The following is a 25,629-nucleotide window of genomic DNA, read 5'->3' as shown; positions in this document are numbered from 1 at the left end:
AGGCGATACCCAAATAATGACTAATTATTTAGTCGTTATTTGGTTTTTTTTGTTATTACAAACTTTGTCATTACATCAATGAGGTGAGTAGATATATGATCATCCGGCAAATATTTAACAACAATGTTATTCGGGCCGAAAATCAGGTTGGTCATGAATTTGTTGTCATAGGGAATGGTCTGGGCTTTAAAAAGAAAAATGGTCAGAGGGTCGATGAGGAAAAAATAGAAAAAACTTTTGTATTAAAGTCCGATAAAATTCCGCAAAAATTAATTGATCTCATTGGAGAAACATCTGTGGAATATTTAAAGGTAGCGGATGAAATTGTAGGGAACGCAAAAAAGGAAATGGGAGATATTTTTAGTGATAACATTTATATCTCTTTGATTGATCATATTCAATTTGCTATCTCTCGGTACAGGAAATCCGTGGGACTAAAAAATTCACTTTTGTGGCAAATTAAAAAATTTTACAAAAAAGAATTTATGATTGGTATGAATGCGCTGGATATGATCCACGCTCAATTTGGTATTCACATGGACGAGCATGAAGCAAGCTTTATTGCCATGCATTTTGTCAATGCAAGGCAAGACGGTCAGGGAATGAAGCAAACGGTTGAGATTACGGAGGTCATTGATGACATTTTCAACATTGTAACCGATTACTATCAGCTGGCATTGGATGAAACTTCATTCAACTATTCCCGGTTTATTACCCATTTACAATACTTTGCTCAAAGAATGCTGAGTAACGAACAAGAGCAACGAGCTTCAGGCGACAACTTCTTGTATGAGCAGGTCAAAGATAAATACACTAAGGCTTTTCAATGTACCCATTTGATTAATCAATACCTGGAAAGCAAGCATGAAAGCGCTATGTCGATTGATGAAAAGGTATACTTGACGATTCATATACAGCGTGTGACTTCCAGAAACGATATTGCTGGTTCCTAGAAAAAAAGCTTGCAAACGATTTCTGAGTGATTTATAGTAGGCTCACAACTTAAATATAAGGATTGTTACTGGTTAAGCAGGCGATACCTAAATGAATGGCAGTGATCATTTTCTTTGATTACACAGGCCTTTCGTTTAGGTATTTTTTTGTTTTCAGACAATCTGCCCAGAAGGAGAATGAACATGGACCATAAGAAAATGGGCGATGACATCGTACGCCTCGTTGGAGGAGAAGAAAATATTAACGGGCTTGTCCATTGTGCTACACGTCTCAGATTTGACCTGAAAGATTCAAGAAAAGCCGAAAGAGAATCGCTAGAGAAGCATGAGGGCATCATTACTGTTGTCGAAAGCGGAGGGCAGTTTCAAGTGGTTATCGGGAGCCACGTTGCCTATGTATATACGGAGATCATGAAAAATAGGGATTTTGGATCGGACTCTCCTGCGGCTGGTGAATCAAGCGGAAAGAAGACATCGATCATATCTACAATCTTTGAAGTCATTTCCGGCAGTTTCTCCCCGCTGATTCCGGCGATGGCGGGCTCGGGGATGATAAAAGCACTCCTGACGGTTTTGACCTTGCTGGGGTGGATGTCTGCAACAAGTGATACCTATATGATCCTGTCCGCTGCGGGGAATGCTGTGTTTTACTTCTTACCGATTTTGCTTGGGATCACGCTTGGTATAAAGCTGAAGGCGAATCCTTATGTAGCAGGTGTCATCGGTGCGGCCCTCATGGAACCCAACTTTACGGGGCTGATGGACAAAGGCTCTGATGTATCGTTTTTGGGAATACCGGTGGTCATGATGAACTACTCGGCCAGTGTTTTCCCGGTTTTCATATCCATCAGCATATATGCGTTGGTGGACAAGTTTTTGAAGAAGATCATTCTTAAGGATCTACAGCTTTTTTTAGTTCCGATGCTGGCTTTAATGATTATGGTTCCGCTATCTGCGATCGCATTCGGACCTTTCGGTACAGGGGTAGGAGATTGGATTTCTTCAGGTGTGACATGGTTAATCGGTGTAAGTGGCATTTTGTCAGGGATTGTTCTTGGCGGTTTTATGACCTTTATGGTCGTCTTCGGACTTCACTGGGGGTTTACACCCATCACGATTCAAAATATCGGTGTTGGTGGTGATCCGATTGAGGCGATGGCTGCAGCAGCAGTATTTGCTCAAATTGGTGTCGCATTTGGTATTTTCCTGAAGGCGAAAAAAGATAAAACACTTAGAACTCTTGCGGGTTCCACGAGTATTACAGGATTGCTGGCTGGTGTGACAGAGCCGATTGTGTATGGTCTGGTGCTTCGTTTTAAACGTGTCATTCCCATTGTCATTATCGCTGGGGCTATAGGCGGAGCCATCAATGGACATTTTGGGGTGAAAATGACAGCTTATGTTTTTCATAATATTTTTGCTATTCCAGTATATACGCCAACCTTAATCTACATTATCGCCATTGCATGTTCATTTATAGCTGCAACGCTAATGGTTCTTATTTTTGGGTATGAAAGCAAGGTTAAGGGGGAGGCCCCGGAAATGGATGAATCCGTGAAAACAGAAGAACCCGTGGCCGTCGACATCAAGAAAGAAACGATATACAGCCCGATCACAGGCAAGACTATACCACTGAGCCAAGTGAATGATTCTGCATTTTCTACAGAGGCCATGGGAAAAGGGTTAGCCATTGAACCGTCTGTCGGTGAGGTCGTAGCGCCGATAGATGGAGTTGTAACCTCGCTGTTCCCCACAGGACACGCGATAGGCTTGACTTCAAATGCGGGTACAGAGATATTGATTCATATCGGAATTAACACAGTTGCTCTGAAAGGGAAGCATTTTAATCCAGTGGTTAAAGAGGGGGACAGTGTGAAACAGGGCGATTTGTTAATCCAATTTGACAGGGAACAGATTATAGAAGCAGGATACGATATTGTGACCCCTGTCATCGTTACACTTACTAAAAATAAAGTGGACGTATTCGAGACAAATCAGGAGCAGGTTCAGAAAAACGAAGTATTGTTAACTTTGGTTGTGTGATACAGGAAAGCGTCATCATCACATACATGGATTGCGAACATCAGAAGGATATAACTATAACTGGAGGGACTATATCATGAAACATGACCAATTGAAGGCATTTCCCGAAGATTTTTTCTGGGGAGGTTCAACTTCCGCTTATCAAGTAGAGGGTGCATGGGACGAAGATGGAAAAGGACCCTCTGTCATTGACATGGCTAATCACGTCGAAGGGGTCACTGATTTTAAGGTAACCAGTGATCATTACCATATGTTCAAAGAAGACGTAGCTTTGATGGCTGAAATGGGCTTTAAAGCGTATCGTTTCTCTATTGCCTGGACACGTATTTATCCACAGGGCGTAGGTGAAGTTAATCAGAAGGGAATCGCGTTTTACAGCTCATTAATTGACGAACTCATTAAATATGGTATTGAACCGATTGTTACTATGTATCATTTTGATCTGCCTTATGCTCTTGAAAAACAAGGCGGATGGTCGAAGAGGGAGACGATTGACGCTTTCGAGCAGTATGCCAAAACATTGTATGAGAACTTTGGAGACAGGGTGAAATATTGGTTAACCATCAATGAGCAAAATATGCTGATTCTCCATCCCGGCTCCATCGGAACTTTAGATACAAGCCTGGAAAATCCGCAAAAGGTACTTTACCAACAAAATCATCATATGTTAGTAGCGCAGGCGAAAGCGATGGTGTTGTGCCATGAGATGCTGCCTGACGCGAAAATCGGACCAGCGCCGAATATTGGGGTCATTTATCCAGCGAGTTCCAAGCCGGAAGATACGCTGGCGGCTGACAACTATGCAGCCATCCGCAACTGGCTCTATCTGGATATGGCGGTATTTGGTCGATACAATCACATTGCCTGGAGCTATTTGGTCGAAAAAGGATATGAGCCTGTCATTGAAGAGGGCGATATGGACATATTAGCGAAGGGAAATCCAGACTTTATCGCCTTTAATTATTACACCTCTCAAACCGTAGGAGAAAGCTTGGATGACGGAAATGATTTTTCACATACAGGAGATCAGCATGAGATTGTGGGTGAGCCAGGAGCATACAGAGGCTCGGTGAATCCTAATCTGCAAACGACGGAGTTTGGCTGGGAGATTGACCCGGTCGGTTTTAGATCCACGCTGCGTCAAATTTATTCCCGCTACCATTTGCCTCTCATCGTGACGGAGAATGGTTTGGGCGCTTTTGACAAGCTTGAAGAAGGCGATGTAGTGAATGATCCTTATCGGATTGACTTTTTCAAAAAACATATTGATCAGATTCAACTGGCAATTACAGATGGCGTAGAAGTATTCGGCTTCTGTCCATGGTCTGCGATTGATCTTGTTAGTACCCATCAGGGCTCCAGTAAGCGTTACGGGTTTATCTATGTTGATCGTGAAGAGTTTGATCTCAAAGATTTGCGCCGTATTCGTAAACAAAGCTTCTATTGGTACCAAAAACTGATCGCTACCAATGGTGAAGTCCGTTAATTAAAGCAACAGTGCAAGAGCACCTCCCTGAAATGGATGTTACCATTTTGAGGAGGTGCTATTTTGGGTTTAGGGGTTTCTTAAACAGCAGTGTTATCATGTGTTATATAATAGAAGAAACACAAACGGAAAGGACATCATGCATTGACCTTACAACAATTAAAATATGTCATCGAGGTTGCCAATCGCGGCTCCATGAATGAGGCGGCAAAGCGGTTGTTTATTTCCCAGCCCAGTCTGTCGAACGCCATTCGGGATCTGGAGGAAGAGATTCATATCACGATTTTTGATCGTACCAATAAAGGTATTTCTTTGTCCAAGGAGGGTGTGGAGTTTCTCGGTTATGCGCGTCAGGTCGTCGAACAGGCGGAGCTGCTGGAAAGTCGCTATCTGGATGCCAAGCCTTCACCGCAGCATTTTTCCGTATCCACGCAGCATTATGCTTTTGCCGTAAATGCATTTGTGAATCTGGTGAATCAATATGGACAGGATGAGTATGAGCTGGCTTTGCGGGAGACGAAAACCCATGAAATCATACAGGATGTCAAAAGCTTGCGCAGCGAAATCGGAATTTTATATCTGAACGAATTTAACGCCAAGGTCATTAACAAGCTGCTAAAAGATGCGAACCTGCAATTTAACAGCCTGTTTATCGCCAAGCCGCATATTTTTATCAGCACCAATAATCCGTTATCCCGACAGTCCATTGTGACCATTGATCAGCTTCATCCTTATCCGTATCTGTCCTTTGAACAAGGGGAGTACAATTCCTTTCACTTCTCCGAGGAAATTCTTAGCACGTTGTCGCATCCCAAAAGCATTCGTGTCAATGACCGGGCGACCCTTTTCAATCTGCTGATTGGCCTGAACGGGTATACCATTTCTACCGGGGTGATCAGTGCGGATTTGAACGGTAACGAGATTATTTCCGTACCTTTGGAATGTGAGGAGTCTATTAATGTGGGCTGGATTTGTCATAAAAATGCTTCGCTCTCCAAGCTAGCCTCCGTCTATGTAGAAGCGCTGCATGAGGCGATAGGCGAGTAAAAGGTTTGGTATAGCTTTAGGCTATAACTAGCTATAGTTTATTGGAGTTACATTATAACTGAAAATGTGTGTTATCTTTCTTACAAGAACTTCACTACAGAAGCGAAAAAGGAGATAACCCTAATGAGCAGCATCCTTGACAATGCATCCCAACGAAAAGTGACCCCTTTCAGACATGATATGGTCGGCAGCTTTCTGCGTCCGCAAGCGATTAAAGATGCCAGAATTCAATTTCAAAATAACGAAATTTCTGCGGACGAACTGAGAAAGATTGAAGACAACGAAATTATCAAGCTGGTGGAAAAGCAAAAATCCGTAGGACTTAAAGCTGTGACAGATGGTGAATTCAGACGCTCTTGGTGGCATCTTGATTTTATGTGGGGTCTGGATGGCGTGGAAAAGGTAGAGCTTTCGAACGGTTACCAATTCCAAGGCGTGGAAACAAGAGCGGAAACCGCACGCTTGACTGGTAAAATCGGTCACTCCCTTCACCCTTTCATTGAAGACTTCAAATTCTTGAAGCAAGTAGCAGGTGAGGATGCGATTGCACGTCAAACCATTCCGGCACCAGCACAGTTCCTGGCCGAGCTGCTGCGTGGAGAGAATAAAGAAACAACCGATACCTATTACAGCAATCTGGACGAGCTGGTGACGGATATCGCCAAAGCTTACAAATCCGTGATTCAAGCGTTGTACAATGAGGGCTGCCGCAGCTTGCAATTGGATGATTGCACATGGGGCATGCTCTGCGATAAAAACTATTGGGAAGCCAGACAGCATGCGGGTGAGAATGTGGAAGATACCAAAAAGCTGTTCGCCCGCGTGAATCAGGAAACCGTAAATGATCTTCCAGCCGATTTGATCGTTACAACCCACGTATGCCGTGGTAACTACCATTCCACCTGGGCATCCTCCGGCGGCTACGAGCCTGTTGCCGAAACCCTGTTCGGCATCGACAACATCGACGGTTACTACCTCGAATTCGATACCGACCGTGCAGGTGATTTCACACCGCTGAAGCATCTGAAAGGCCAGCAGCAGATCGTCCTGGGCCTCGTTTCCTCGAAAACAGGTGAGCTGGAAGACAAGCAGACGGTCATTAACCGTATTAAAGAAGCAACTCAATTCGTCGACATCAACCACATCTGCCTCAGCCCACAATGCGGCTTTGCTTCTACAGAAGAGGGCAATATCCTGACGGAAGAGCAGCAGTGGAAGAAGCTTGCCTTTATTAAAGAGATTGCGGACGAGATTTGGAAGTAAGGGGTTAGAGGAATTGATTGGGTAGGTTCTTTAAACTAAAGCTCCGTTATCATAAAAAACACGCCACATGGGGCGTGTTTTTTATTTTGGCGTGTGACTTAGCTTCATTTCTTAATTAATATTCCCATAGTTTTATTCCGCTCAGATAGCACATGACTTGGTGTATAATCTTTATCCCCATTTATTTCTTGCGTTTGAGCGCACCCTGTAGAGGGCATACCTGTTTTGTAGAATTATTGTCTTCCCCTCTACAAGTCACACTATTGATTTTACAGGAGCCTCTTGCCTTTCGCATGTAAGTAAAGGATGACATTTCAGTCCAATACACCTGCCAACATCACAACAAAGATTGGATTCAACAGCTATGATATGGCTCATAATTTTCATTTATAATAAGCACAAGGAGGCTCATAAGATGTTTGACCACAAGTCATTGCAATTGCTAACTCAGATGGTTAACTATCCGAAGTTGTCAATTCCGGAGTTGAGACTTCAATTGAATTTATCGCCTCGACAGTTTGAATATACGCTGAATAAATTAAATGACGGACTAATTGAGTTGGATTTACCGAAGATTGAAGTAATTGAAATGGGGTTTAAGATTGACGAAAGAGTTAAGAAACACTGGAAAAATGAGGAATTATCACTTGGTCGCAAGCAACTGGTTTTTCAAGAGAATGAACGACTGTATTTGATTTATTTATACACGTATATCCGGCGGGAGCCGATTTCGATCGTTCATTATCAGTCTTTGCTCCAGGTAAGCAGGAATACGGCCTTGGCAGATGTCAAAAAGCTACGTGCGCTTTGTCAGGGAGAAGGTGTCAAATTAGATTATAACCGAACGGACGGTTTTAAATTGGAGGGAGAAGAGCGTCACAAGCGGCGATTTGCATCGGTATGTATTGGGACACTATCACAGCTGCCGATGGGACGCCCGGGTATCAAGCAGGTGATGGATAGTTGGAAATATGAAGATGCAAGTACAACGATCAAGCAGCAATTAACCGATATGGCTCATGAGTATCAGGTCGTCTTTGTGGGCAACAGGCTGGATCAACTTATTTATGAGCTGTTGTTTCTGCAATTCCGCTATGGGCGTAATGCACTGTTTTTGCCCGTTAAGCAAACAGAGTTAATACAACAACAACCACTCTTTCTGATGGGCAAGAAATTATCCGCTTATTTGTTTAATGAAGTGCATGAGATGGAGATCGTATATCTAACGATTCAATTATTGTCAGCTACGCAGGGCGTGCCCCATATTTATCCCAGTGAAGAGCTGAGTTATGTATCTGACGAAATTATCAGGGAAGTAGAACGCCTGACCCTAGTACCCTTTAAAGAAAAACCTATTTTGCAATCGATCTTGTACAAGCATTTGGTACCGGCTTACTTTAGGATTATGTGTGAAGTGCCTTTATCTAATCCTTTAATTGACACTATCAAAGCAGAACATGATGCCCTGTTCAAACTGGTCAAGCAAGCGTTGAAGCCATTGTCTGATTTTACAGGGGAGTGGATCTCGGATGAAGAGGTTGGATACTTTACCATTTTGTTCGGGGGGCATGTCCGCAGATTAGAACCTGAACCTAAAGTATACCGTGCTACAATTGTATGTCCAAACGGGATCAGTTCCTCCATGATGTTACGGACGCAATTGTGTCAGCTATTTCCGGGCGTGCATTTTACGGAATCACATTCGGTTGCGGAATTAAAACAGATATCTCCGGATAGCTATGACATGATTTTTTCTACTATTTATTTGGAATCATCCAAACCTGTTTACTTGACTCGCCCATTATTAACCGTATTAGAAGAAGATTATTTGCAACAAGCTGTTGCTGCTGATTTTGATCTGCCCGTACCTTCTGCGGTGCCCATAGATGAATTAATGGCTACCATACGGAAACATGCCACGATTAAAAGCGAAAAAGCACTTTATACAGATTTAACAAATCATTTACGACAGATGCGTTCAATTGAAAGGAGTCATTCCCCTATGTTGTCCGAGCTTTTAACTGTAGATAAAATTCGATTCACGGATGCTCCCCTGGATTGGAAGGAAGCGATTCAACTAGCAGCCAAACCATTAGAGGAACAGAACTATATTACACCTGACTACACACAGGCAATGATTAACAGAGTTTTGGAAATCGGTGCTTTTATTCATGTCGGCAAAGGAATTGCTATCCCACATGCAAGGCCGGAACAAGGTGTGCAGAAATTGGGAATGTCGCTGTTGCGAGTGAAAAAACCGGTGTTGTTGCTTGATCAGCCGGAGCATGCGATTGATATGTTTATTTGCCTAGCGGCGATTGACAATAAGTTGCACTTAAAGGCGCTGACGGAATTGACTTCGTTTCTGGTCAACGACGATTCGTTAAACCGTTTGAAAGAAGCTACAACAGCGGACGAAATTATAGCCATGATGCAAAAAAAAGGAGACGATAAAAAATGAAAATTTTAACAGTTTGTGGTTCTGGTTTGGGAACAAGCTTTATGGTGGAAATGAATATTAAGCAGCTATTGAATGAGATGGGCGTAGAGGGTGTGGAAGTAGATCATTCCGATCTGGGTTCCGCTACGCCTGGGAGCGCAGATGTGTTTTTTCTTGCCAGAGACATTGCTGAAGGCGGAGCGAGCCTGGGTGATGTGGTCGTTCTGGAAAACATTATCGATCTCGAGGAATTACGCACAAAACTAACAGCAGTCTTACAAGATAAAAATCTATTGTAAGGAGAATTGGCCCATATGAATAAAGCTTTGAATATACTGATTAACGTTTTGAGTGAGCCGTCTGTGCTAGTTGCGTTGATTGCTTTGGTAGGGTTGCTGGCTCAGCGGAAAAATCTCTCGGATATCCTGAAGGGAACGACCAAAACGTTTGTAGGATTTCTTGTCATCAGCGCAGGCGCAGGTGTTTTGCAGCAAGCTCTTGCACCTTTTGGCGATATGTTTAAAGCAGCGTTTCATGTAAGCGGTATCGTTCCAAATAATGAAGCTATTGTGGCTCTTGCCGTGAGTAAGTATGGTTCCTCCACCGCACTGATTATGTTTTTCGGTATGATTGTGAACCTGCTGATTGCTCGTTTTACACGATTTAAGTACATTTTTTTAACAGGTCATATTACGCTATATATGTCATGTATGATTGCTATCATTTTATCAGTGAGTGGTTTCACATCCGTCTCCCTTATCCTTTTTGGAGCGCTGACTGTAGGTATTTTCATGTCGCTTTCTCCGGCCGTTGTGCAGCCATTTGTCCGTAAATTAACGGGCAATGACAATGTGGCTTTGGGGCATTCTGGCGCGGTCGGCTTTGCTATTGGCGGGCTGGTAGGTATGGCAGTGAAAGGCAAGAAAGACATTGTATCCACTGAACAAATCAATTTCCCTAAAGGACTCGGCTTTCTGCGGGACAGTACGGTCAGTATTGCGTTAACGATGGCGGTCTTCTACATCATTGTAGCCCTTTTTGCAGGTCCGGCTTATGTCGAAAGTCACTTGAGTAACGGGAAAAACTATATTTTATTTGCGCTACTTCAGGCAGGGTTGTTTTCTGCAGGCGTATTTATCATCTTGTCGGGTGTACGTCTGGTCTTGGCTGAAATTGTACCGGCATTTAAAGGGATTTCCTCGAAAATTGTACCGAATTCCAAACCGGCGCTGGATGTCCCTATTGTTTATACCTATGCTCCGAACGCGGTACTGATAGGCTTTTTCTCCAGTTTTGTGGGGGGGATTGTCAGCATGCTCATTCTGGTTTTATCCGGCGGGATTGTTATTTTACCTGGGGTTGTCCCGCACTTCTTCACAGGAGCAGCAGCAGGAGTGTTTGGAAATACCATGGGCGGTGTGCGTGGCGCCATTTTAGGCGCATTTGTGAACGGAGTGCTCATCAGTTTCATGCCAATTCTATTAATACCTGTATTAGGGGATCTCGGGTTAGCCAACGCAACCTTCTCCGATTCCGACTTCGGTGTAGTGGGGGTGTTCTTGAGCGGGCTAAACCAGATGGGTGGAAAAACGATAACGATGATCGGGATCGGTTTGGTGCTGCTCATTATGATTTTGGTAAGCCTGAAAAAGCCGAAAAGCAGTGCGCAATAAACAATACAAATGAACACTATAAAAAAACGAGGATCAGGAAGAGAGGACAAACTTTATGAGATTTAACCAGCAAGACCTTCAAGCCGTTATGGCCATCCGAGCATTATCTTTAGACGCGATTGATGAAGCAAACTCCGGGCATCCCGGATTACCTTTAGGTGCAGCACCTATGGCTTATGCTCTTTGGTCACAGGCATTACTTGTAAATCCCAAAAATTCGCGATGGGAAAATCGGGATCGGTTCGTTCTGTCTGCTGGCCATGGATCCATGCTCCTTTACAGTCTGCTTCACTTATCCGGTTTTGATGTGATGATTGACGATTTGAAGAAATTCCGGCAGCTAGGTTCCCGAACGCCCGGGCATCCAGAAGTCGGACACACCGACGGTGTGGAAGCGACGACGGGACCCTTGGGACAAGGGGTGGCGATGGCTGTTGGCATGGCATTGGCAGAACGGCATTTAGCAGGTTTATATAATAAGGAGTCCTTTCCGATTGTGGATCACTACACGTATTGTCTGTGCGGAGATGGTGATTTAATGGAGGGCGTGGCTAATGAAGCGATCTCTCATGCCGGCCATGAGCAATTGGATAAATTAATCATGCTATACGATTCCAATGACATATCGCTGGATGGAGAACTGAGTCACTCTTTCTCAGAAAATATAAAACAGCGGTTTGAGTCCAGTGGGTGGCAACATATCCTGGTTACAGAGGGTAATGATCTTACCGAGATTACTGCAGCGATTGACTTGGCACGAGAAAATCATACACAACCTACAATTATTGAAGTGAAGACTGTGATCGGGTATGGCTCACCGCATGCCGGTACGCATAAAGTTCATGGTTCACCTCTGGGAGAAGCAGGAACGGCTGCGGCAAAATTGAGCTATCAATGGGAACTACCGGCTTTTACCGTATCAGAGGAAGTATATACCCTTTTTCGTGAAAAAGTAGCAGTTCGTGGTGCCAAAGCCGAGGCTGAATGGCAGGCTCTAATGGTGAATTATACGGAAAGTTATCCAGAACTGGCTAAACAGTTTCATGACAGCTTTACCAATATACTGCCCGTAGATTGGGAAAAACCATTGGCTGATTACGAAGCAAGCTCAAGTAAAGCAGGACGAGATACCGGCAGCGACATCTTGAACTTGATTGCACAGCAGGTCCCTTATTTCTTTGGAGGTTCAGCTGACTTAGCGAGCTCCAATAAGACATTAATTGCAGGAGATGAACGTTTTTCTAAATCAGCCCCAGCAGCACGTAACATTTGGTTTGGTGTACGTGAATTTGCGATGGCAGCTGAAATGAATGGCATAGCACTGCACGGTGGGTTAAAGATTTATGGAGGAACTTTCTTTGTATTTTCCGATTATTTAAAAGCAGCTATACGCTTGGCGGCCATTCAGCAACTTCCGGTGATTTACGTACTAACCCATGACTCCATTATCGTAGGAGAAGACGGACCTACCCATGAGCCGATCGAGCAACTGGCAGGATTGCGTGCGATGCCGAATTTAAATGTAATCCGTCCCGCAGACGGCAATGAAGTGATCGCTGCCTGGCATATGGCGATCTCATCAGTTTCAACACCGACAGCACTTGTCCTTACACGTCAGGCTCTGCCGATCCTTGCAGGCAGCTCTGAAAAGGCGTTGGAAGGTGTGAAAAAAGGCGGATATGTTTTAGCGCCTGCTTCCAAAGAAGTACCAGATTTGCTGTTAATCGCAAGTGGTTCAGAGGTGAAGCTGGCTGTCGAAGCACAGAGTATCTTGGAAAACGAAGGCATTTCAGCATCTGTCGTAAGCTTGCCGAACACATCTGCTTTTGATCAGCAGAACGAAGCTTACAAAGAAAGAGTCTTGCCCAAAGCAATACGTGCCCGCGTCGGCATTGAAATGGGGGCAAGCTTTGGCTGGGAACGCTATATCGGACTGGACGGAAAGATGTTAGCCATTGATCGTTTTGGCGCATCCGGTAAAGGAACCGAAGTTGTAGAAGCCTTTGGCTTTAACGCAGCCAATATCGTTGCTTTAGCGAAAGAGGTACTTGCTGAATTAAGGAAATGATAAGAAATTAGAAACACTGAAAAGGCGCAAACACGCTACTAAGCAGTTACGCAAAAAAAGTCGTTCATTAGATCAATCTGATGAGCGGCTTTTTTGATATGTTTCTACACGATGTAACTGAACCACATATGTGTGCGTGTCATTATTCATTGTTTAAAATCTCTTTAACAATATTTTTCGCTAGCTTAATTTTTTGAGGGTTTGACTTTCTAAGCAATGTTAGTATTTCATTTAGTTCGGCTTCATGCTTTGTAACCTTAATTTCCTCATTTACATAAGCAAAAAGCTGAATCAAATTAACATCCAGTGCATTTGCAATTTTAGCTATATTTAATAAGGATACGTTCTTTTCCCCACGTTCAATCTGCCCTATGTATGAAAAATGAAATCCGCCTTTTTCTCCAAGCGATTCCTGAGACAAGCCCTTTTCTTTTCGCAAAGCACGTATTCTGGCACCCACTAATTTGAGAACTTCTTTATCTTCCATCGTCTACACCTCACTATTCTAAAAGTGTAGACAAGATATCTAAAGGAAAACATTGAATGATGAATACAATAAATATTAATGATATCTATAAGTATTATTTCAGGATATAATAAGACTAATATTGAAATTCTCTGGAGGAATAGATATGAAAAAAGATCCTTCTACCCTTAACCGAAGTCATACCCAGCCATCCAGACGCGCACAACACTTACATCATTCAATAACCGATTTTTACACCCTAGCCCAATACCACATGAAACTAGCCAAAATCCTGCAAAAGCACAACCAGCTCCAATGCTGCATTATCCTGTGCGACTGGGCTTTGACTTCCATGCTGAAAGCCCTATATATGAAGGAAAACAATACCCTTTGCCCTCCAGATTTCCTGAGCATGACTGACCTGCTGCACTTATTACATACCGACACCAACCCGGGATTGGATGTTGTTGTTTTTAACGGCACCACTCAATTTCTGTCATCCCAGTTAGAAACCCCGCTCCTTCGAAAGATGAAGAACAAGGATGTGGGCAGACTGCTGCGCAGAACCGACGACATTCTGTGCCAGTTGTCCCCCCGTGTGATTACCGATCCATCCGAAACGTATCAGTCCATTTTCTAAGAAGTCCTATCCTGTCAAAATAAACTCGCTTGCCAAATAAACGTTGCCAATGCGCCCTGTCGTAAACCGTTTTTCTTCATACGATAAGAGTATGCTTTAAAGCAAGGAGGGATTCAGACATGGGTGAAGTTGGTTACGGTGGCGGTGGAGCATGGACATCCACAGGCGCAATTCTGGTATTGTTTATTTTGCTGGTGATTATCACTAAATCTTTTCTGATCTAACAGCAGGTTAGCATCGCTTAAATTCACAAAGCAGCCTTCTTTCACTATATAGTGAGGGAAGGCTTTTTTTGTGTGTAGAACGGATGCTAACCTAAGCATGTTGTCTGTCCCTGCAAGCATTGCTATACTTTATATACAGGGAAAATTTACCTTAGAAATGTGACATACATGGATACGCAGAATACGCGAAAAAAATGGAGATTCGTTGACCAAAATCAGGAGGACTACACAATGAACGTAGCAAGCAGTCCATTTCAATTCACGACAGATACGGCGACCCTTTGCGTATTTGATACAGAAGCACTTAAGTATCGTTTGGACGATGAGCCGGATTGGTGGTCCATCGAAGAGGACGAACTGGGCGAGTTGAACCAGGGGAATGTGGCTTTATTTAATCTATTTACCTTTCTTTAATACAGTGCAGCGAAGGCAGCAATAGCTTACAAGTCTGATCCGATTGTAAATACAGGATGAACCCTGTAACGACCCTGACAAGCCGCTTGAATATGCGGAAACCCTGAACAGGTGGAAACCTGAGCTTATGAAAATGGAAAAGGCCATCCCCACGGCTTACACATCCGTGAAGACAGCCCTTAACCCGTCTATTGATATTTTATAATAATCGCATTGCTGATTTGGCGGCCGGGTGTGGTGAGATAGGAACCGTTGTAATACAGCCCACTGGAAGCACCGCCATCCAAATTCATGGCCTGATAAGCGCCTGCCTGCTTCATGATTTGAGCAAGCTGTGGAATAGTGGCTCCGCCTGTGGTCAGGAGGATTAGCTTATGATCCCGTGTAATCCCGAGTGCACTGCGGGCCCCGCCGCCTGTTAATATTTTAGGGTCCTTGAAGCCTTCAGCTTTGACATTCAGGGAAACCTTTCCGTTCGTCACCAGACGAGGTCCGGCTTGTAGGGCGCCTTCGACGTTGCCTTCGCTTAACCGCTGTTCAAAGGCAGGACCCGAAACCAGTTCGGCCAGATGGTTAGCATCGTAGGTAAAGACGGTTCGTTGGTCGCCAGAGCTTTTTTTCAACAAATTCCCGTGGCTGACCAGATAGCCGTAAGGCGTTTTGTATGAGCTTTTGGTATAGGCGTCAAAGTAGGTGCCGTTGATGGCTACAACCGCTTGATTGCGTTTGGCGAGACCGCTTAAGTTCTCCACTTTGCCGATGGTATTGCCTGCCAGCGCCACATCCAGATTCACCTTGGGATGAAGCATGGAGATGGTGACCACCTTAGCGGAGTAGGTGCGTGATCCGACCTTGAAGCTTTTGTGAGCCGTCTGGATCGGTGTGGTGCTGCTAGGTAGCTTGCCCGTGAATACCGGAAGCCTGACAGACGTTGTGCCCTGCTTGATATGTACCGATGAGGTTTCCTTTTGCCATGAGACTTGCAGGTTTAGGTGCTGGCTGATGAACTGCAAGGGAACGTAGGTGGAACCATTATCGGTAAAAGGAGCCTTTTGCATACGGATTGTTTGATCATTAACTTTAGCCGTAGACTGTCCTGCAAATAAGGTGAGCCGGGTATCGCCTTGGGCAATTTCAATTTTTTTGTCCGTTGCCGTCATGTTGATGGTGATCCCTTCATAGCTGTTCAGGAGGCGAAGCGGGATGAAGGAGTGGTTATTCTGATCCACATAGACCAGCATGGGCGCTGGTGCAGCAGCGTAGATCGGGGTTACAAGGATTAGCAGGGACAGGATAACAAGTACGGTGATTCTTTTCATGAATAGATCAATCTCCTTATGTAGTCTTGACACTTTACGAGGTGCTTGTACTTATATCGGATTTTATAAGTTGTAAATGTATGTGCGAGACAGGGCGCTGGATCATCTGGCGTAACCATGAGCCACTGCGCTGGTAATACGAATATTTTGAAAATGATGATAAAAGCAAAATCTGTTAAGCTGAGCTTGGAAGAATGTGTAATGGCATATGATGCAGTTCTGATATAGAAAGGAAAGAGGTGCGGGGACATGGACAAGAAGGCGGATATTCGCACATCCATGAAGGAGTTATTTGCACATATGGATGAAGCTTTTTTTATGGATTTGGTAGAAAATGTACCCTTCGAGATGCGTGACGGCAATGCCGATGAGGAAGGCTGGATCAAGTGGAAGCCTCTTCCTTCGCAGATCACAGAGCAGGAGGTTCGGGATCTTGAGGAAACCTACCATTTCGAGCTTCCTCCCTTGCTGAGAAGTTTCATCATGTCCTATCATTATGTGTCTTTGCAATTCGATAACGAATTCATTCCTGGAGTCTACTGGAGCGATTGTACCTTTATTGAGTTTCCACGACTGCCTGTGGGCCAAGGCTTGAAGGGATTTCATGATTTGCTCCGCGAATGGTCGCCCTTGCTATCGGCAGGTTATATTCCATTTGCAATTGCTGAGGAAAACGAAGGTCCTGTCTGTTTGAATGCAGGAAGTAGACAAAAAGATGGTGACTATCCGATTGTATGGTTCTATCACCAGGATTTGAAACATCTGGACGAGGACGATTTACGCATCAGGGAAAATCTGATTCCCCATGTACAAGGACTGTTCCCATCTTCTGTCGAGATGTTTAACGTGATGTTTAAGCAGATCAGGCACTAACAATTTCGGAATTGGGACTATATTATGCATCTATCGTATTGACATAAAAAATGAGGAATGTTATAAAAAAAGGTAGGCTGGCACTCGAATGAGGGGAGTGCTAACAGACTTTCGAGTTTGGACGGTTCCCCATGTGCAGCCTTACCTTACATAAGGTTCATATTCGAAAGGAGATATCAGAATGGAGAAAAAACAGTTTCAGGCTGAGTCCAAGCGTCTGCTCGAAATGATGATTAACTCGATTTACACGCAAAAGGAAATTTTTCTAAGAGAGCTGATCTCCAACGCAAGTGATGCGATTGACAAAATTTATTACAAAGCGCTGACGGATGATCAACTGGTCTTTGACAAAGAAAATTACTATATCAAAGTAACAGCCGACAAGGAGAACAGAACGCTCACTCTTCGCGATACCGGGATTGGTATGACGAAGGAAGAACTGGAAAACAACTTGGGTGTCATTGCTAAAAGTGGCTCACTGGCGTTCAAAAATGAGAATGAATCCAAGGATGGTCATGACATCATTGGGCAGTTCGGGGTAGGCTTCTATTCGGCGTTCATGGTGGCGGATGTCGTTACAGTGACTACAAAGGCACTGGGCAGCGATACCGCTTATAAGTGGGAATCCACAGGTGCAGACGGGTATACCATTGAGCCGGCCGAGAAGGATGAAGTCGGTTCTGTGATTGTTTTGAAAATCAAAGCAAACACCGAGGATGAATCCTACGACGAATATTTGGACGAGTATCGTTTAAAAGCACTGATCAAGAAATACTCCGACTTTATCCGTTATCCGATCAAGATGGATGTTACAGGCAAACGTCTGAAAGAGGGCAGTGACAACGAGTTCGAGGATTACGAAGAAGAACAGCTTATTAACAGCATGGTTCCAATCTGGAGAAAGAACAAAAGCGAGCTGACCGACGAGGATTATCACAATTTTTATGTGGAAAAACGCTATGGCTATGACAAGCCACTCCAGCATATCCACGTCAGCGCGGACGGCGCGGTGGTGTACCAGGCTATTTTATTCATTCCAGAAAATATCCCGTTTGATTTCTATTCCAAGGAGTATGAAAAAGGGCTGGAACTGTACGCCAACGGCGTGCTGATTATGGAAAAATCGCCTGACCTGCTGCCGGATTATTTCAGCTTTGTCAAAGGTATGGTGGACTCCGAAAGCTTGTCGTTGAACATTTCCAGAGAGATGTTGCAGCATGACCGCCAGTTGAAGCTGATTGCCAAAAATATCGAAAGCAAAATCAAAGGCCAGCTGCTGACTCTGCTCAAAAATGACCGGGAAAAGTATGATCAATTCTACAAATCATTTGGAAGACAATTGAAATTTGGCGTCTACAACGATTATGGAACTCATAAGGAGACGCTTCAGGATCTCCTCATGTTCTACTCTTCTACAGAGAAAAAGCAGGTTACACTGGACGAATATATATCGCGTATGCCTGAGGATCAGAAGTATATTTATTATGCTTCCGGAGAGTCCAACGAACGTATTGAGAAGCTGCCGCAGACCGAAATGGTGGCCGACAAGGGCTACGAAATTCTGTACTTCACCGATGATATTGATGAGTTCGCTATTAAAATGCTCATGAGCTACAAGGAGAAAGAATTCAAATCCGTATCCAGTGGCGATCTGGGCATTGAGGCTGACGAGAACGAGAAGGAAACAGAAGCGGAACAAAACGACAACAAAGAGCTGTTCGAGTACATGAAGGGCTTGCTGGAAGGCAAGGTATCCAGTGTTAAAGCCTCCAAGCGCTTGAAGACACATCCGGTGTGTCTGTCCGCAGACGGTGAAGTGACGATTGAAATGGAGAAAATCTTGAACGCCATGCCGAACAACGCCGATGTAAAAGCGAATAAAGTACTGGAGATTAACATCAACCATGCGGTGTTCAACTCTTTGAAAGAGGCTTTTGCTGAGGACAAGGAGAAGGTCAATCTCTATACGGCATTGCTGTATAATCAAGCTCTGTTGATCGAAGGTTTGCCACTGCAAGACCCGGTTGAATTCACCAATGATATTTGCAAAATTATGGTTTAACAAGCTTTAATGCTGTACAGAGCCGTTCCCGCATCGGGGGCGGCTTTATTCATGATAAACAATCCTACAGTACCAGCCAATCATTTTCCCCCCCTCTGAATCTTCTTCAAAGGAAATGGCGGGTGGCCTTTTTACTAGAAATAAGATAATATTAACTCTTTAAGGCTGTTTACTTGGAGTGCAAAAAAACTTCCGGTAAACGTGCACTGACTTCCTTGGAACGCCTTGGGAGGGGCTTTGTGCTCTTTATTTTATGGTGATTTCATGCCTGAATTTGGGATTTGTAAAATTTTTGTGACATAGTGGTGTGAATTTTTACACTGCAAATTATCGTTTTTCTTGATTATTTGATGGGATGTCTTTATAATCATTTTGTTTGCAAGAATGATTAGCGATTAGCGTATGGAATAAGGAGGTTATTTATTTTGGGAAAAGCATTGATTATTGGCGCCGGTGGCGTGGCCAGCGTTGTGGTGCATAAATGTTGCCAAAACCCAGATGTATTTGAAGAAATTTGTATCGCGAGCAGAACTGTTGAGAAATGCGATGCGCTTAAAGAAAAGCTGGGTGGAGGCCGTACGAAGATACAAACGGCTCAGCTGGATGCTGACAACACCGACATGGTCATTGACCTGATTCGAAGCTTTCAACCGGATGTAGTTATCAATGTGGCTCTCCCTTATCAGGATTTGACGATTATGGATGCTTGCCTTGAGACAGGCGTTCATTACGTTGATACGGCGAATTATGAACCGCCGGATACGCCGAAGTTTGAATACAGCTGGCAATGGGCCTACAAAGAAAGATTCGAAAAAGCGGGCATTACAGCTCTGCTGGGCAGCGGTTTTGATCCAGGCGTGACTGGAGTATTTACGGCTTATGCTCAAAAGCATTATTTTGATGAAATTCATACGATTGATATTGTAGATGCGAATGCAGGGGACCACGGATATCCTTTTGCCACTAACTTTAATCCGGAAATTAATATTCGGGAAATTACGGCGAAGGGCCGTTACTTTGAAAATGGAGAGTGGATTGAAACTGAGCCGCTTTCCGAGAAAAAGGTATACGACCTTCCTGAAATCGGACCGAAAAACATATATCTTTTGTACCATGAAGAACTGGAATCTCTTGCAGTAAACATTAAAGGCGTGAAAAAAATCCGTTTCTGGATGACTTTCTCGGACAACTACCTGAATCATTTGAACGTGCTTCAAAACGTAGGCATGACTTCCATTGAGCCTATTGATTACGAAGGACAGCAAATCATTCCATTGCAATTCCTGAAAGCCATTTTGCCAGACCCGGCTTCCCTCGGACCTAGAACCAAGGGTAAAACGAACATTGGATGTATCATCCAAGGCGTTAAAGACGGAAAACCGAAAACGTATTATGTATACAATGTGTGTGATCATGAGGAATGTTATGCAGAGGTTGGCTCCCAAGCCATTTCCTACACGACAGGTGTTCCTGCCATGATCGGCGCAATGCTTATCATTAAAGGCATCTGGAAAAAACCAGGCGTATACAACGTTGAGGAATTTGATCCAGATCCATTCATGGAAGCACTGAATAAACACGGATTGCCATGGCAAGAGAGCTTTACGCCAACGTTGCTTGATTGAGGCCTGTGATGAATATTGATATTAGCGGACTTCCATCACCTTGTTACCTTGTTGACGAAAGACTTCTTGTGAAAAACCTTGAGGTTTTAAATTCTGTTCAAGAGCGAACAGGCTGCAATATTTTGCTTGCTCTTAAGGGATTTTCGATGTTTTCGACATTTCCTCTGGTTGGTAAATATTTAAAAGGCGTAACTTCCAGTTCGTTGTTCGAGGCGAGACTGGGTCGCGAAAAAATGGACAAGGAGGTTCACGTATACGCACCAGCTTATGTTGACAGTGAATTTGACGAGCTACTGGAGTATGTTGACCACGTCGTTTTCAACTCCTTCGATCAATTGAAACGGTTCAAAAGTAAGGTGCAAGGCGTGACTTCCAAAAAGATAGAAATTGGAATTCGGGTCAATCCGGAATATTCGGAAATCGAAACTCCGTTGTACGATCCTTGCTACAACAACTCCAGAATGGGTGTGACCTTGGCTAACTTCAGACCTGAGGATCTGGATGGCGTAGACGGTATTCATTTTCATACGATGTGTGAACAGAATTCGGACACGCTGGAGCGCACCATTAAAGTCGTGGATGAGAAGTTCGGGCCATACATTAAGCAAATGAAATGGCTTAATTTTGGCGGCGGTCATCATATCACCAGAGAAGACTATGATCTGGACACGCTGGTACGCTGCATCCAATATTTTCAGGATAAGTATGGTGTACAGGTTTACCTGGAGCCGGGCGAAGCTATCGCCTTGAATACCGGTTATCTGGTTGCTACAGTTCTGGATACGATGAAAAACGGAATGGACCTTGCCATTCTGGATACTTCGGCTGAATGTCATATGCCTGATGTACTGGCTATGCCGTATCGCCCGAATATCATTGATGCAGGCCAACCTGGTGAGTATGCACACACCTACAGACTCGGTGGACTTACTTGCCTGGCCGGAGATGTGATTGGCGACTATTCCTTTAAAGAGCCATTGAAGCCGGGAGACAAGCTTGTATTCTGCGACATGGCCCATTATACGATGGTCAAAAACCACATGTTTAACGGAGTCAACCTGCCAGCCATCGCCAGCTACAATGACGAAGAAGGCATTAAGGTGATCCGCCAGTTCTCCTATGAGGATTTTAGCTCACGTCTGTCGTAAGATATGGATAGTGTGAAATGACTGAACTACAAAAAGCCACGTCCCTTGAGATAGGGACGCGGCTTTTGATTTATAAGGTTAGAATTTTTAATATTTATTGTTCAATCGTAGCTGTAAGCCTATAATCGAACTGTTGACCAATTTCGTAGCCTGGAACCTCAACTGCTATATAATACCATTTGCCAGCTTCAAGTTCTTTGCCTAAAGTGTTCTGACGATTTTCCGCTGCTCTAATCTCATGACCATTGCTATCGGATAGAACCAATTTTAACCATGCATTAGGATACTTATCCCCTTCAATTTTAAAATTAACCCGTTTGGTCTGAAAAGCCTTGAACTTAAAAACATCGTATGAATCCCAATTCCCTTGAGTAAGTTTTCCAATGGTTCCATATATATCATCACCCAACCAAACTTCGCTTGCTTCTTCAAAGCTATTATTAGGCTCTCTGTCGGTCCCGTTATCATAGAGTTTAATCGATTCCTTAGTGGGTGAAGCAATGTCTTCTTGAGCAAAGGCGGCACCGGCAGAAGTACTTAACATAAGTGTCAGACCTAATGAAGCTAACAACGTTTTTTTCATGAATAAACTACCTCTCTTTTTGGGATTTATATTCATTTATATGAATATATTAGTAATAGAACTCAGATTAATTGTATGTGATTTACCAGTAAATTGGAATAATAAAAAGGAATATTTATCAATAAAATAAATATAATAGAACATTTTGTTACAAAGGTGTATTTTTTCATCCCTCAGAAGTAAAATCCAAGGAAGTTCTGTAGAAAAGGAAATGAAGTATCTACTAACAGCTCAAAATGGAATACATGATCAGAGCTTTTTTTGCTGGAAAATCGGTAAATTTCTTGGCTGCAAACATTTATGATATACTCATTGGATTGGAAACCTATTTGAATGTTAAATGTATGAAACATATGGAATGATAGGCAGAGGTGAAATGAACATGTTTGACCCGACGGTTTTTGATAATTTAAAAGTAGGTATGGAAAATGCAGTATACGATCTGGATAGTCTGGATTCACGTATTGAAATCACGCAACGGATCGACCGATTGGAAATGTCCGTAATGTCGCGTGAATTCGCTATACAATTCAGGCTGACGGAACGACCCGGTGTGACGGCAGAAATTCGCTTAAATGCAGATTTAAATAACTTGGCTGCGGAAATTTTGGAGATCGAAGATCAAATCCCCGGATGTGTGCTGCTGCTCAGCTTCTATATGGAGATTCGTGAGATTGAAACACAGTGCAGCCAGATTGAAGATTTATTGACGCAAATTTGGAAGCCGGATCTTAGGCCGCTCCAAACGCTCAGCTTTGTTTACGGGGAGGAGGCAACTACATACCAAAACAAGATTGAGCTTCAATTTTCCAGACAAATTAATGAAGATCAGATGGAGGATATCCCGGAGCTATTGGAGCATATTTTGCTGACGCTTACGGAATTACACAAGGTATGAAAATTGATTTCAACGATTTGGTCAGATTGAATTGAACTGGAAAGGGAAGTTAGAATTAAAGGAGCAGGGAATATAAAATGAATGAACTTGAATTCTCACAAGTGTATGCGATTATGGAAGCCTCTTTTCCTGAAACAGAATGTAGAATCTTTGCGTCGCAAAAGGCACTGCTTACTCATCCTTGTTATCGCTTAATCACTGAAAAGGATGAGCAAGGGCATACGATCGCTTTTCTGGCAGGCTGGGAATTTACACATTTTCGGTTTGTAGAGCATATTGCGGTAGATCAGGCTATACGTGGTGGCGGGTTAGGTAAAAAGCTCATGAGCAGATTTATTTCACAGTCCGATAAACCAGTAGTTCTGGAGGTTGAGCCACCTGAGGATGAATGGACTCGGAGAAGAATTGGTTTTTATGAACGCTTGGGATTCCATCTCAACGATTTTGAGTATGTACAGCCTCCTTTGAGGGAAAGACAGGCCGATCTGAGGCTTCAAATTATGAGCTATCCGTATGCGCTGACAGAGCAGGATTTTGCGCCGTTTAGACAAATTTTATATACCGAGGTTTACGGGCTGAAATGAGAGAACATATATATTAGTGTAGGTAAAATATATAAGGCTCTGCTTTTACCGTATTTATACGGGAGCAGAGCCTTTGACTTCATTGAGATAATGTAACTTAATGTTACTTGTGCTTTGTCCAAACCATTACAAATTCCTTTTCACGGGTTTCTGGATCAATGGATTCCTCTTGAATGATAAATCCATTTCTGGTATAAAAGTTAAATGCCTTCGTGTTGGACTGGTATACTTTCAATTGGATCTGCTCATATTGCTTCTTAACCCAATCTAGTAGTAACTTGCCATAGCCTTTTCGTTGGGAACCTACTCGTATAAATAAGGCCGCCAAATATCCATCTATCATGGAAACGAAGCCACCAATAGTGTGATCGTCCTGTATAATAACGTAGTTTTGAGCTAGAGGAAGGTATTTGTCTTCCATTTCGCCAACCTGTGATGTCCAATATTGTGGATCAATAAAATGATGGGCCTCTATGGAAGCTTCCAGCCATATAGCTGCTAAATCTTTAAACTCTTCCACTTTTCCTGGTTGAATAGACATAGAATGACTCCTTTTCCCGGTATGTAATGTGATTACAATAGTATGATGTTTAACATAAAAAAGACCGTCCGTAGACGGTCTTTCTACCCGTGGCGCTTATTTAAAGCTTTGATCCGTATCCCGCGCCTCCGTCATCTCTGAGAATTAGAGAATGGCGGACCGGGTAAGGGACACGTTCAACATCTGATTACTAATGTTGACGCACCTCCTTTCCTGATGCGTCCATATTACCATATATGGTATGAGAAATCCAGTTGTTTTCACATGTTTTCTGGAATTATATATAGAAAATATAATATAAGAATGGCTTGCTTTTATTCTCTATGAGCGATATAATCTTAATTACGGTGATTATATGTACTGGGCATTATTTATGGCCCTGTTACATAGATAAACATCGGCATGATTACATACTATGCGGTCGTGGCGGAATTGGCAGACGCGCACGGTTCAGGTCCGTGTGGGCTAACCCCCGTGGAGGTTCGAGTCCTCTCGACCGCATCATTAACATAAAAAAGGTTCATCATTGCTCATTGTAGCAATGATGAACCTTTTTTATGTTATCTATAGCGCTGATAGTAATATCAAAGGGATGAGCGTAGCATTAGCCATTTACCCGGGCGTGTATTTCATTGTGATTCCCGGTGTTTCTTGACATGATAACGGGTAGAGCAACGTTTGCTACAGAACCGCTGTAGTCTGTTTTTAGAATGATCGGAAAATATTTCACGGCAAGGATCTGAGACGCAGACTTTGAGTCTTGGTCTTCCGTACAGGGTCAGTTCTCTTCCGAGCGTACGCGAACAGACCGCCAGAATACGGTCGGCCAAGCTGCCTGTGTTTTTATCAGGTGGACTGTAAACATAACGAAAGCTGCCGTCTCCCTGTGCATTTAATCGTGGGCGCAGGGGGGAACGCAATTCACTCTCCGTCAGAAATTCTCCCAGTTGCTCATCACTTCCACTCATAATCAAATCGCGCAGTCTGTCGCGGTAAGCACGCACGGCTGTTAGCTCCTTCAGAGCTACCGTTTCATCGCATAACACTCCATACTTTTGTAGCAAATCATTTAATTGTTCCGGACTGTCAAGCCGTTCCGGTTCTTCATAGTAGGGATCATAACTATTTAATAGATCGAAGGTGAAAGAAAACCAGAGTTCGTTGTAATATTCCAATTCAGTTTGACTCCTTACACGTTGAGGGATATAGTAATGCTTAAAGTATATTTTATGTATTACATTTTAGCAAATAGCTATGCCTCATAATCGAAGGTAAAGGA

Annotated in this window: 23 protein-coding genes and 1 tRNA gene; 19 read left to right on the top strand and 5 right to left on the bottom strand. The window is 43.4% G+C overall.

Features of this window, described 5'->3' with window-relative positions:
- The first annotated feature begins 95 nt into the window (after positions 1–95).
- The 9 genes from licT (at position 96) to tkt (ending at position 12,973) form a co-directional block, all read left to right on the top strand.
- Entirely contained in the window at positions 96–953 is an 858-nt protein-coding gene (gene licT, locus ABH897_RS02910; protein ID WP_283655407.1) for a BglG family transcription antiterminator LicT, read from the top strand.
- Between the two features lie 183 nt (positions 954–1,136).
- Positions 1,137–2,996 carry a beta-glucoside-specific PTS transporter subunit IIABC gene (locus ABH897_RS02905; protein WP_283655408.1) on the top strand — a complete coding sequence of 620 codons (1,860 nt, stop codon included), beginning with the start codon at positions 1,137–1,139 and terminating at the stop codon, positions 2,994–2,996.
- Positions 2,997–3,072: 76 nt separating this feature from the next.
- Positions 3,073–4,482 (top strand): glycoside hydrolase family 1 protein, encoded by a 1,410-nt coding sequence (locus ABH897_RS02900; protein ID WP_283655409.1) that lies wholly within the window; start codon positions 3,073–3,075, stop codon positions 4,480–4,482.
- Positions 4,483–4,626: 144 nt separating this feature from the next.
- Complete coding sequence (locus tag ABH897_RS02895) at positions 4,627–5,529, top strand: LysR family transcriptional regulator (protein ID WP_283655410.1); 903 nt, start codon at positions 4,627–4,629, stop codon at positions 5,527–5,529.
- A gap of 123 nt (positions 5,530–5,652) precedes the next feature.
- Complete coding sequence (locus ABH897_RS02890; protein ID WP_283655411.1) at positions 5,653–6,792, top strand: 5-methyltetrahydropteroyltriglutamate--homocysteine S-methyltransferase; 1,140 nt, start codon at positions 5,653–5,655, stop codon at positions 6,790–6,792.
- 415 nt (positions 6,793–7,207) lie between these two features.
- The gene (locus ABH897_RS02885) at positions 7,208–9,253 is read left to right on the top strand and encodes a BglG family transcription antiterminator (RefSeq protein WP_283655412.1); all 2,046 of its coding nucleotides are present in this window, start codon (positions 7,208–7,210) and stop codon (positions 9,251–9,253) included.
- A complete protein-coding gene (locus ABH897_RS02880) occupies positions 9,250–9,531 on the top strand; it encodes a PTS sugar transporter subunit IIB (protein WP_044647107.1) in 282 nt (93 codons plus the stop codon). Before ABH897_RS02885 ends, ABH897_RS02880 begins: the two co-directional genes overlap by 4 nt.
- Before the next feature lie 15 nt (positions 9,532–9,546).
- Positions 9,547–10,905 carry a PTS ascorbate transporter subunit IIC gene (locus ABH897_RS02875; protein ID WP_283655413.1) on the top strand — a complete coding sequence of 453 codons (1,359 nt, stop codon included), beginning with the start codon at positions 9,547–9,549 and terminating at the stop codon, positions 10,903–10,905.
- A 55-nt stretch (positions 10,906–10,960) separates the two neighbouring features.
- Positions 10,961–12,973, top strand: a complete 2,013-nt coding sequence (gene tkt, locus ABH897_RS02870) for a transketolase (RefSeq protein ID WP_283655414.1) — start codon at positions 10,961–10,963, stop codon at positions 12,971–12,973.
- Positions 12,974–13,115: 142 nt separating this feature from the next.
- Here tkt and ABH897_RS02865 read toward each other — a convergent pair whose 3' ends face one another.
- Complete coding sequence (locus tag ABH897_RS02865; RefSeq protein ID WP_044647110.1) at positions 13,116–13,460, bottom strand: helix-turn-helix domain-containing protein; 345 nt, start codon at positions 13,458–13,460, stop codon at positions 13,116–13,118.
- A gap of 145 nt (positions 13,461–13,605) precedes the next feature.
- On the opposite strand from ABH897_RS02865, the gene ABH897_RS02860 reads away from it, so the two are divergent.
- The 3 genes from ABH897_RS02860 (at position 13,606) to ABH897_RS02850 (ending at position 14,717) form a co-directional block, all read left to right on the top strand.
- Positions 13,606–14,079: a hypothetical protein gene (locus tag ABH897_RS02860; RefSeq protein WP_283655415.1), complete on the top strand. Its 474-nt coding sequence runs from the start codon at positions 13,606–13,608 to the stop codon at positions 14,077–14,079.
- Positions 14,080–14,198: 119 nt separating this feature from the next.
- On the top strand, positions 14,199–14,303 hold the full coding sequence (locus tag ABH897_RS02855; protein WP_014280781.1) for a hypothetical protein: 105 nt from the start codon (positions 14,199–14,201) through the stop codon (positions 14,301–14,303).
- Between the two features lie 231 nt (positions 14,304–14,534).
- Positions 14,535–14,717: a DUF6386 family protein gene (locus tag ABH897_RS02850; protein WP_404591147.1), complete on the top strand. Its 183-nt coding sequence runs from the start codon at positions 14,535–14,537 to the stop codon at positions 14,715–14,717.
- Positions 14,718–14,905: 188 nt separating this feature from the next.
- Here the strand turns inward: ABH897_RS02850 and ABH897_RS02845 are convergent, their stop codons facing one another.
- The gene (locus tag ABH897_RS02845; protein ID WP_283655417.1) at positions 14,906–16,036 is read right to left on the bottom strand and encodes a phosphodiester glycosidase family protein; all 1,131 of its coding nucleotides are present in this window, start codon (positions 16,034–16,036) and stop codon (positions 14,906–14,908) included.
- Positions 16,037–16,285: 249 nt separating this feature from the next.
- On the opposite strand from ABH897_RS02845, the gene ABH897_RS02840 reads away from it, so the two are divergent.
- The 4 genes from ABH897_RS02840 (at position 16,286) to nspC (ending at position 21,744) form a co-directional block, all read left to right on the top strand.
- Positions 16,286–16,909 (top strand): SMI1/KNR4 family protein, encoded by a 624-nt coding sequence (locus ABH897_RS02840; RefSeq protein ID WP_283655418.1) that lies wholly within the window; start codon positions 16,286–16,288, stop codon positions 16,907–16,909.
- Positions 16,910–17,090: 181 nt separating this feature from the next.
- Positions 17,091–18,971, top strand: a complete 1,881-nt coding sequence (gene htpG / locus ABH897_RS02835; RefSeq protein WP_404591145.1) for a molecular chaperone HtpG — start codon at positions 17,091–17,093, stop codon at positions 18,969–18,971.
- 425 nt (positions 18,972–19,396) lie between these two features.
- Positions 19,397–20,596, top strand: a complete 1,200-nt coding sequence (locus ABH897_RS02830) for a saccharopine dehydrogenase family protein (RefSeq protein WP_137062499.1) — start codon at positions 19,397–19,399, stop codon at positions 20,594–20,596.
- An 8-nt stretch (positions 20,597–20,604) separates the two neighbouring features.
- Positions 20,605–21,744: a carboxynorspermidine decarboxylase gene (gene nspC, locus ABH897_RS02825; protein WP_283655420.1), complete on the top strand. Its 1,140-nt coding sequence runs from the start codon at positions 20,605–20,607 to the stop codon at positions 21,742–21,744.
- 94 nt (positions 21,745–21,838) lie between these two features.
- On the opposite strand, the gene ABH897_RS02820 is transcribed toward nspC, so the two are convergent.
- The gene (locus ABH897_RS02820) at positions 21,839–22,327 is read right to left on the bottom strand and encodes a hypothetical protein (RefSeq protein ID WP_283655421.1); all 489 of its coding nucleotides are present in this window, start codon (positions 22,325–22,327) and stop codon (positions 21,839–21,841) included.
- Positions 22,328–22,709: 382 nt separating this feature from the next.
- Between ABH897_RS02820 and ABH897_RS02815 the strand changes: the two genes are divergently transcribed.
- A complete protein-coding gene (locus tag ABH897_RS02815) occupies positions 22,710–23,225 on the top strand; it encodes a hypothetical protein (protein WP_283655422.1) in 516 nt (171 codons plus the stop codon).
- A 77-nt stretch (positions 23,226–23,302) separates the two neighbouring features.
- Positions 23,303–23,809 carry a GNAT family N-acetyltransferase gene (locus tag ABH897_RS02810; RefSeq protein ID WP_283655423.1) on the top strand — a complete coding sequence of 169 codons (507 nt, stop codon included), beginning with the start codon at positions 23,303–23,305 and terminating at the stop codon, positions 23,807–23,809.
- A 103-nt stretch (positions 23,810–23,912) separates the two neighbouring features.
- Here ABH897_RS02810 and ABH897_RS02805 read toward each other — a convergent pair whose 3' ends face one another.
- On the bottom strand, positions 23,913–24,350 hold the full coding sequence (locus tag ABH897_RS02805; RefSeq protein ID WP_283655424.1) for an N-acetyltransferase: 438 nt from the start codon (positions 24,348–24,350) through the stop codon (positions 23,913–23,915).
- 417 nt (positions 24,351–24,767) lie between these two features.
- Between ABH897_RS02805 and ABH897_RS02800 the strand changes: the two genes are divergently transcribed.
- A tRNA-Leu gene (locus ABH897_RS02800) sits at positions 24,768–24,851 on the top strand.
- Between the two features lie 128 nt (positions 24,852–24,979).
- Here the strand turns inward: ABH897_RS02800 and ABH897_RS02795 are convergent.
- Entirely contained in the window at positions 24,980–25,525 is a 546-nt protein-coding gene (locus ABH897_RS02795; RefSeq protein ID WP_283655425.1) for a CGNR zinc finger domain-containing protein, read from the bottom strand.
- Positions 25,526–25,629: the final 104 nt, after the last annotated feature.

Source organism: Paenibacillus sp. RC73, from assembly GCF_044908085.1.
GTDB lineage: Bacteria > Bacillota > Bacilli > Paenibacillales > Paenibacillaceae > Paenibacillus > Paenibacillus terrae_A.
This window is presented reverse-complemented; position numbering and strand designations above follow the sequence as displayed.

Coding starts and splice junctions, on each gene's coding strand:
- licT (WP_283655407.1), top strand. CDS start 96: ATGATCATCCGGCAAATATTTAACAACAATGTTATTCGGGCCGAAAAT.
- ABH897_RS02905 (WP_283655408.1), top strand. CDS start 1,137: ATGGACCATAAGAAAATGGGCGATGACATCGTACGCCTCGTTGGAGGA.
- ABH897_RS02900 (WP_283655409.1), top strand. CDS start 3,073: ATGAAACATGACCAATTGAAGGCATTTCCCGAAGATTTTTTCTGGGGA.
- ABH897_RS02890 (WP_283655411.1), top strand. CDS start 5,653: ATGAGCAGCATCCTTGACAATGCATCCCAACGAAAAGTGACCCCTTTC.
- ABH897_RS02885 (WP_283655412.1), top strand. CDS start 7,208: ATGTTTGACCACAAGTCATTGCAATTGCTAACTCAGATGGTTAACTAT.
- ABH897_RS02880 (WP_044647107.1), top strand. CDS start 9,250: ATGAAAATTTTAACAGTTTGTGGTTCTGGTTTGGGAACAAGCTTTATG.
- ABH897_RS02875 (WP_283655413.1), top strand. CDS start 9,547: ATGAATAAAGCTTTGAATATACTGATTAACGTTTTGAGTGAGCCGTCT.
- tkt (WP_283655414.1), top strand. CDS start 10,961: ATGAGATTTAACCAGCAAGACCTTCAAGCCGTTATGGCCATCCGAGCA.
- ABH897_RS02865 (WP_044647110.1), bottom strand. CDS start 13,460: ATGGAAGATAAAGAAGTTCTCAAATTAGTGGGTGCCAGAATACGTGCT.
- ABH897_RS02860 (WP_283655415.1), top strand. CDS start 13,606: ATGAAAAAAGATCCTTCTACCCTTAACCGAAGTCATACCCAGCCATCC.
- ABH897_RS02855 (WP_014280781.1), top strand. CDS start 14,199: ATGGGTGAAGTTGGTTACGGTGGCGGTGGAGCATGGACATCCACAGGC.
- ABH897_RS02850 (WP_404591147.1), top strand. CDS start 14,535: ATGAACGTAGCAAGCAGTCCATTTCAATTCACGACAGATACGGCGACC.
- ABH897_RS02845 (WP_283655417.1), bottom strand. CDS start 16,036: ATGAAAAGAATCACCGTACTTGTTATCCTGTCCCTGCTAATCCTTGTA.
- ABH897_RS02840 (WP_283655418.1), top strand. CDS start 16,286: ATGGACAAGAAGGCGGATATTCGCACATCCATGAAGGAGTTATTTGCA.
- htpG (WP_404591145.1), top strand. CDS start 17,091: ATGGAGAAAAAACAGTTTCAGGCTGAGTCCAAGCGTCTGCTCGAAATG.
- nspC (WP_283655420.1), top strand. CDS start 20,605: ATGAATATTGATATTAGCGGACTTCCATCACCTTGTTACCTTGTTGAC.
- ABH897_RS02820 (WP_283655421.1), bottom strand. CDS start 22,327: ATGAAAAAAACGTTGTTAGCTTCATTAGGTCTGACACTTATGTTAAGT.
- ABH897_RS02815 (WP_283655422.1), top strand. CDS start 22,710: ATGTTTGACCCGACGGTTTTTGATAATTTAAAAGTAGGTATGGAAAAT.
- ABH897_RS02810 (WP_283655423.1), top strand. CDS start 23,303: ATGAATGAACTTGAATTCTCACAAGTGTATGCGATTATGGAAGCCTCT.
- ABH897_RS02805 (WP_283655424.1), bottom strand. CDS start 24,350: ATGTCTATTCAACCAGGAAAAGTGGAAGAGTTTAAAGATTTAGCAGCT.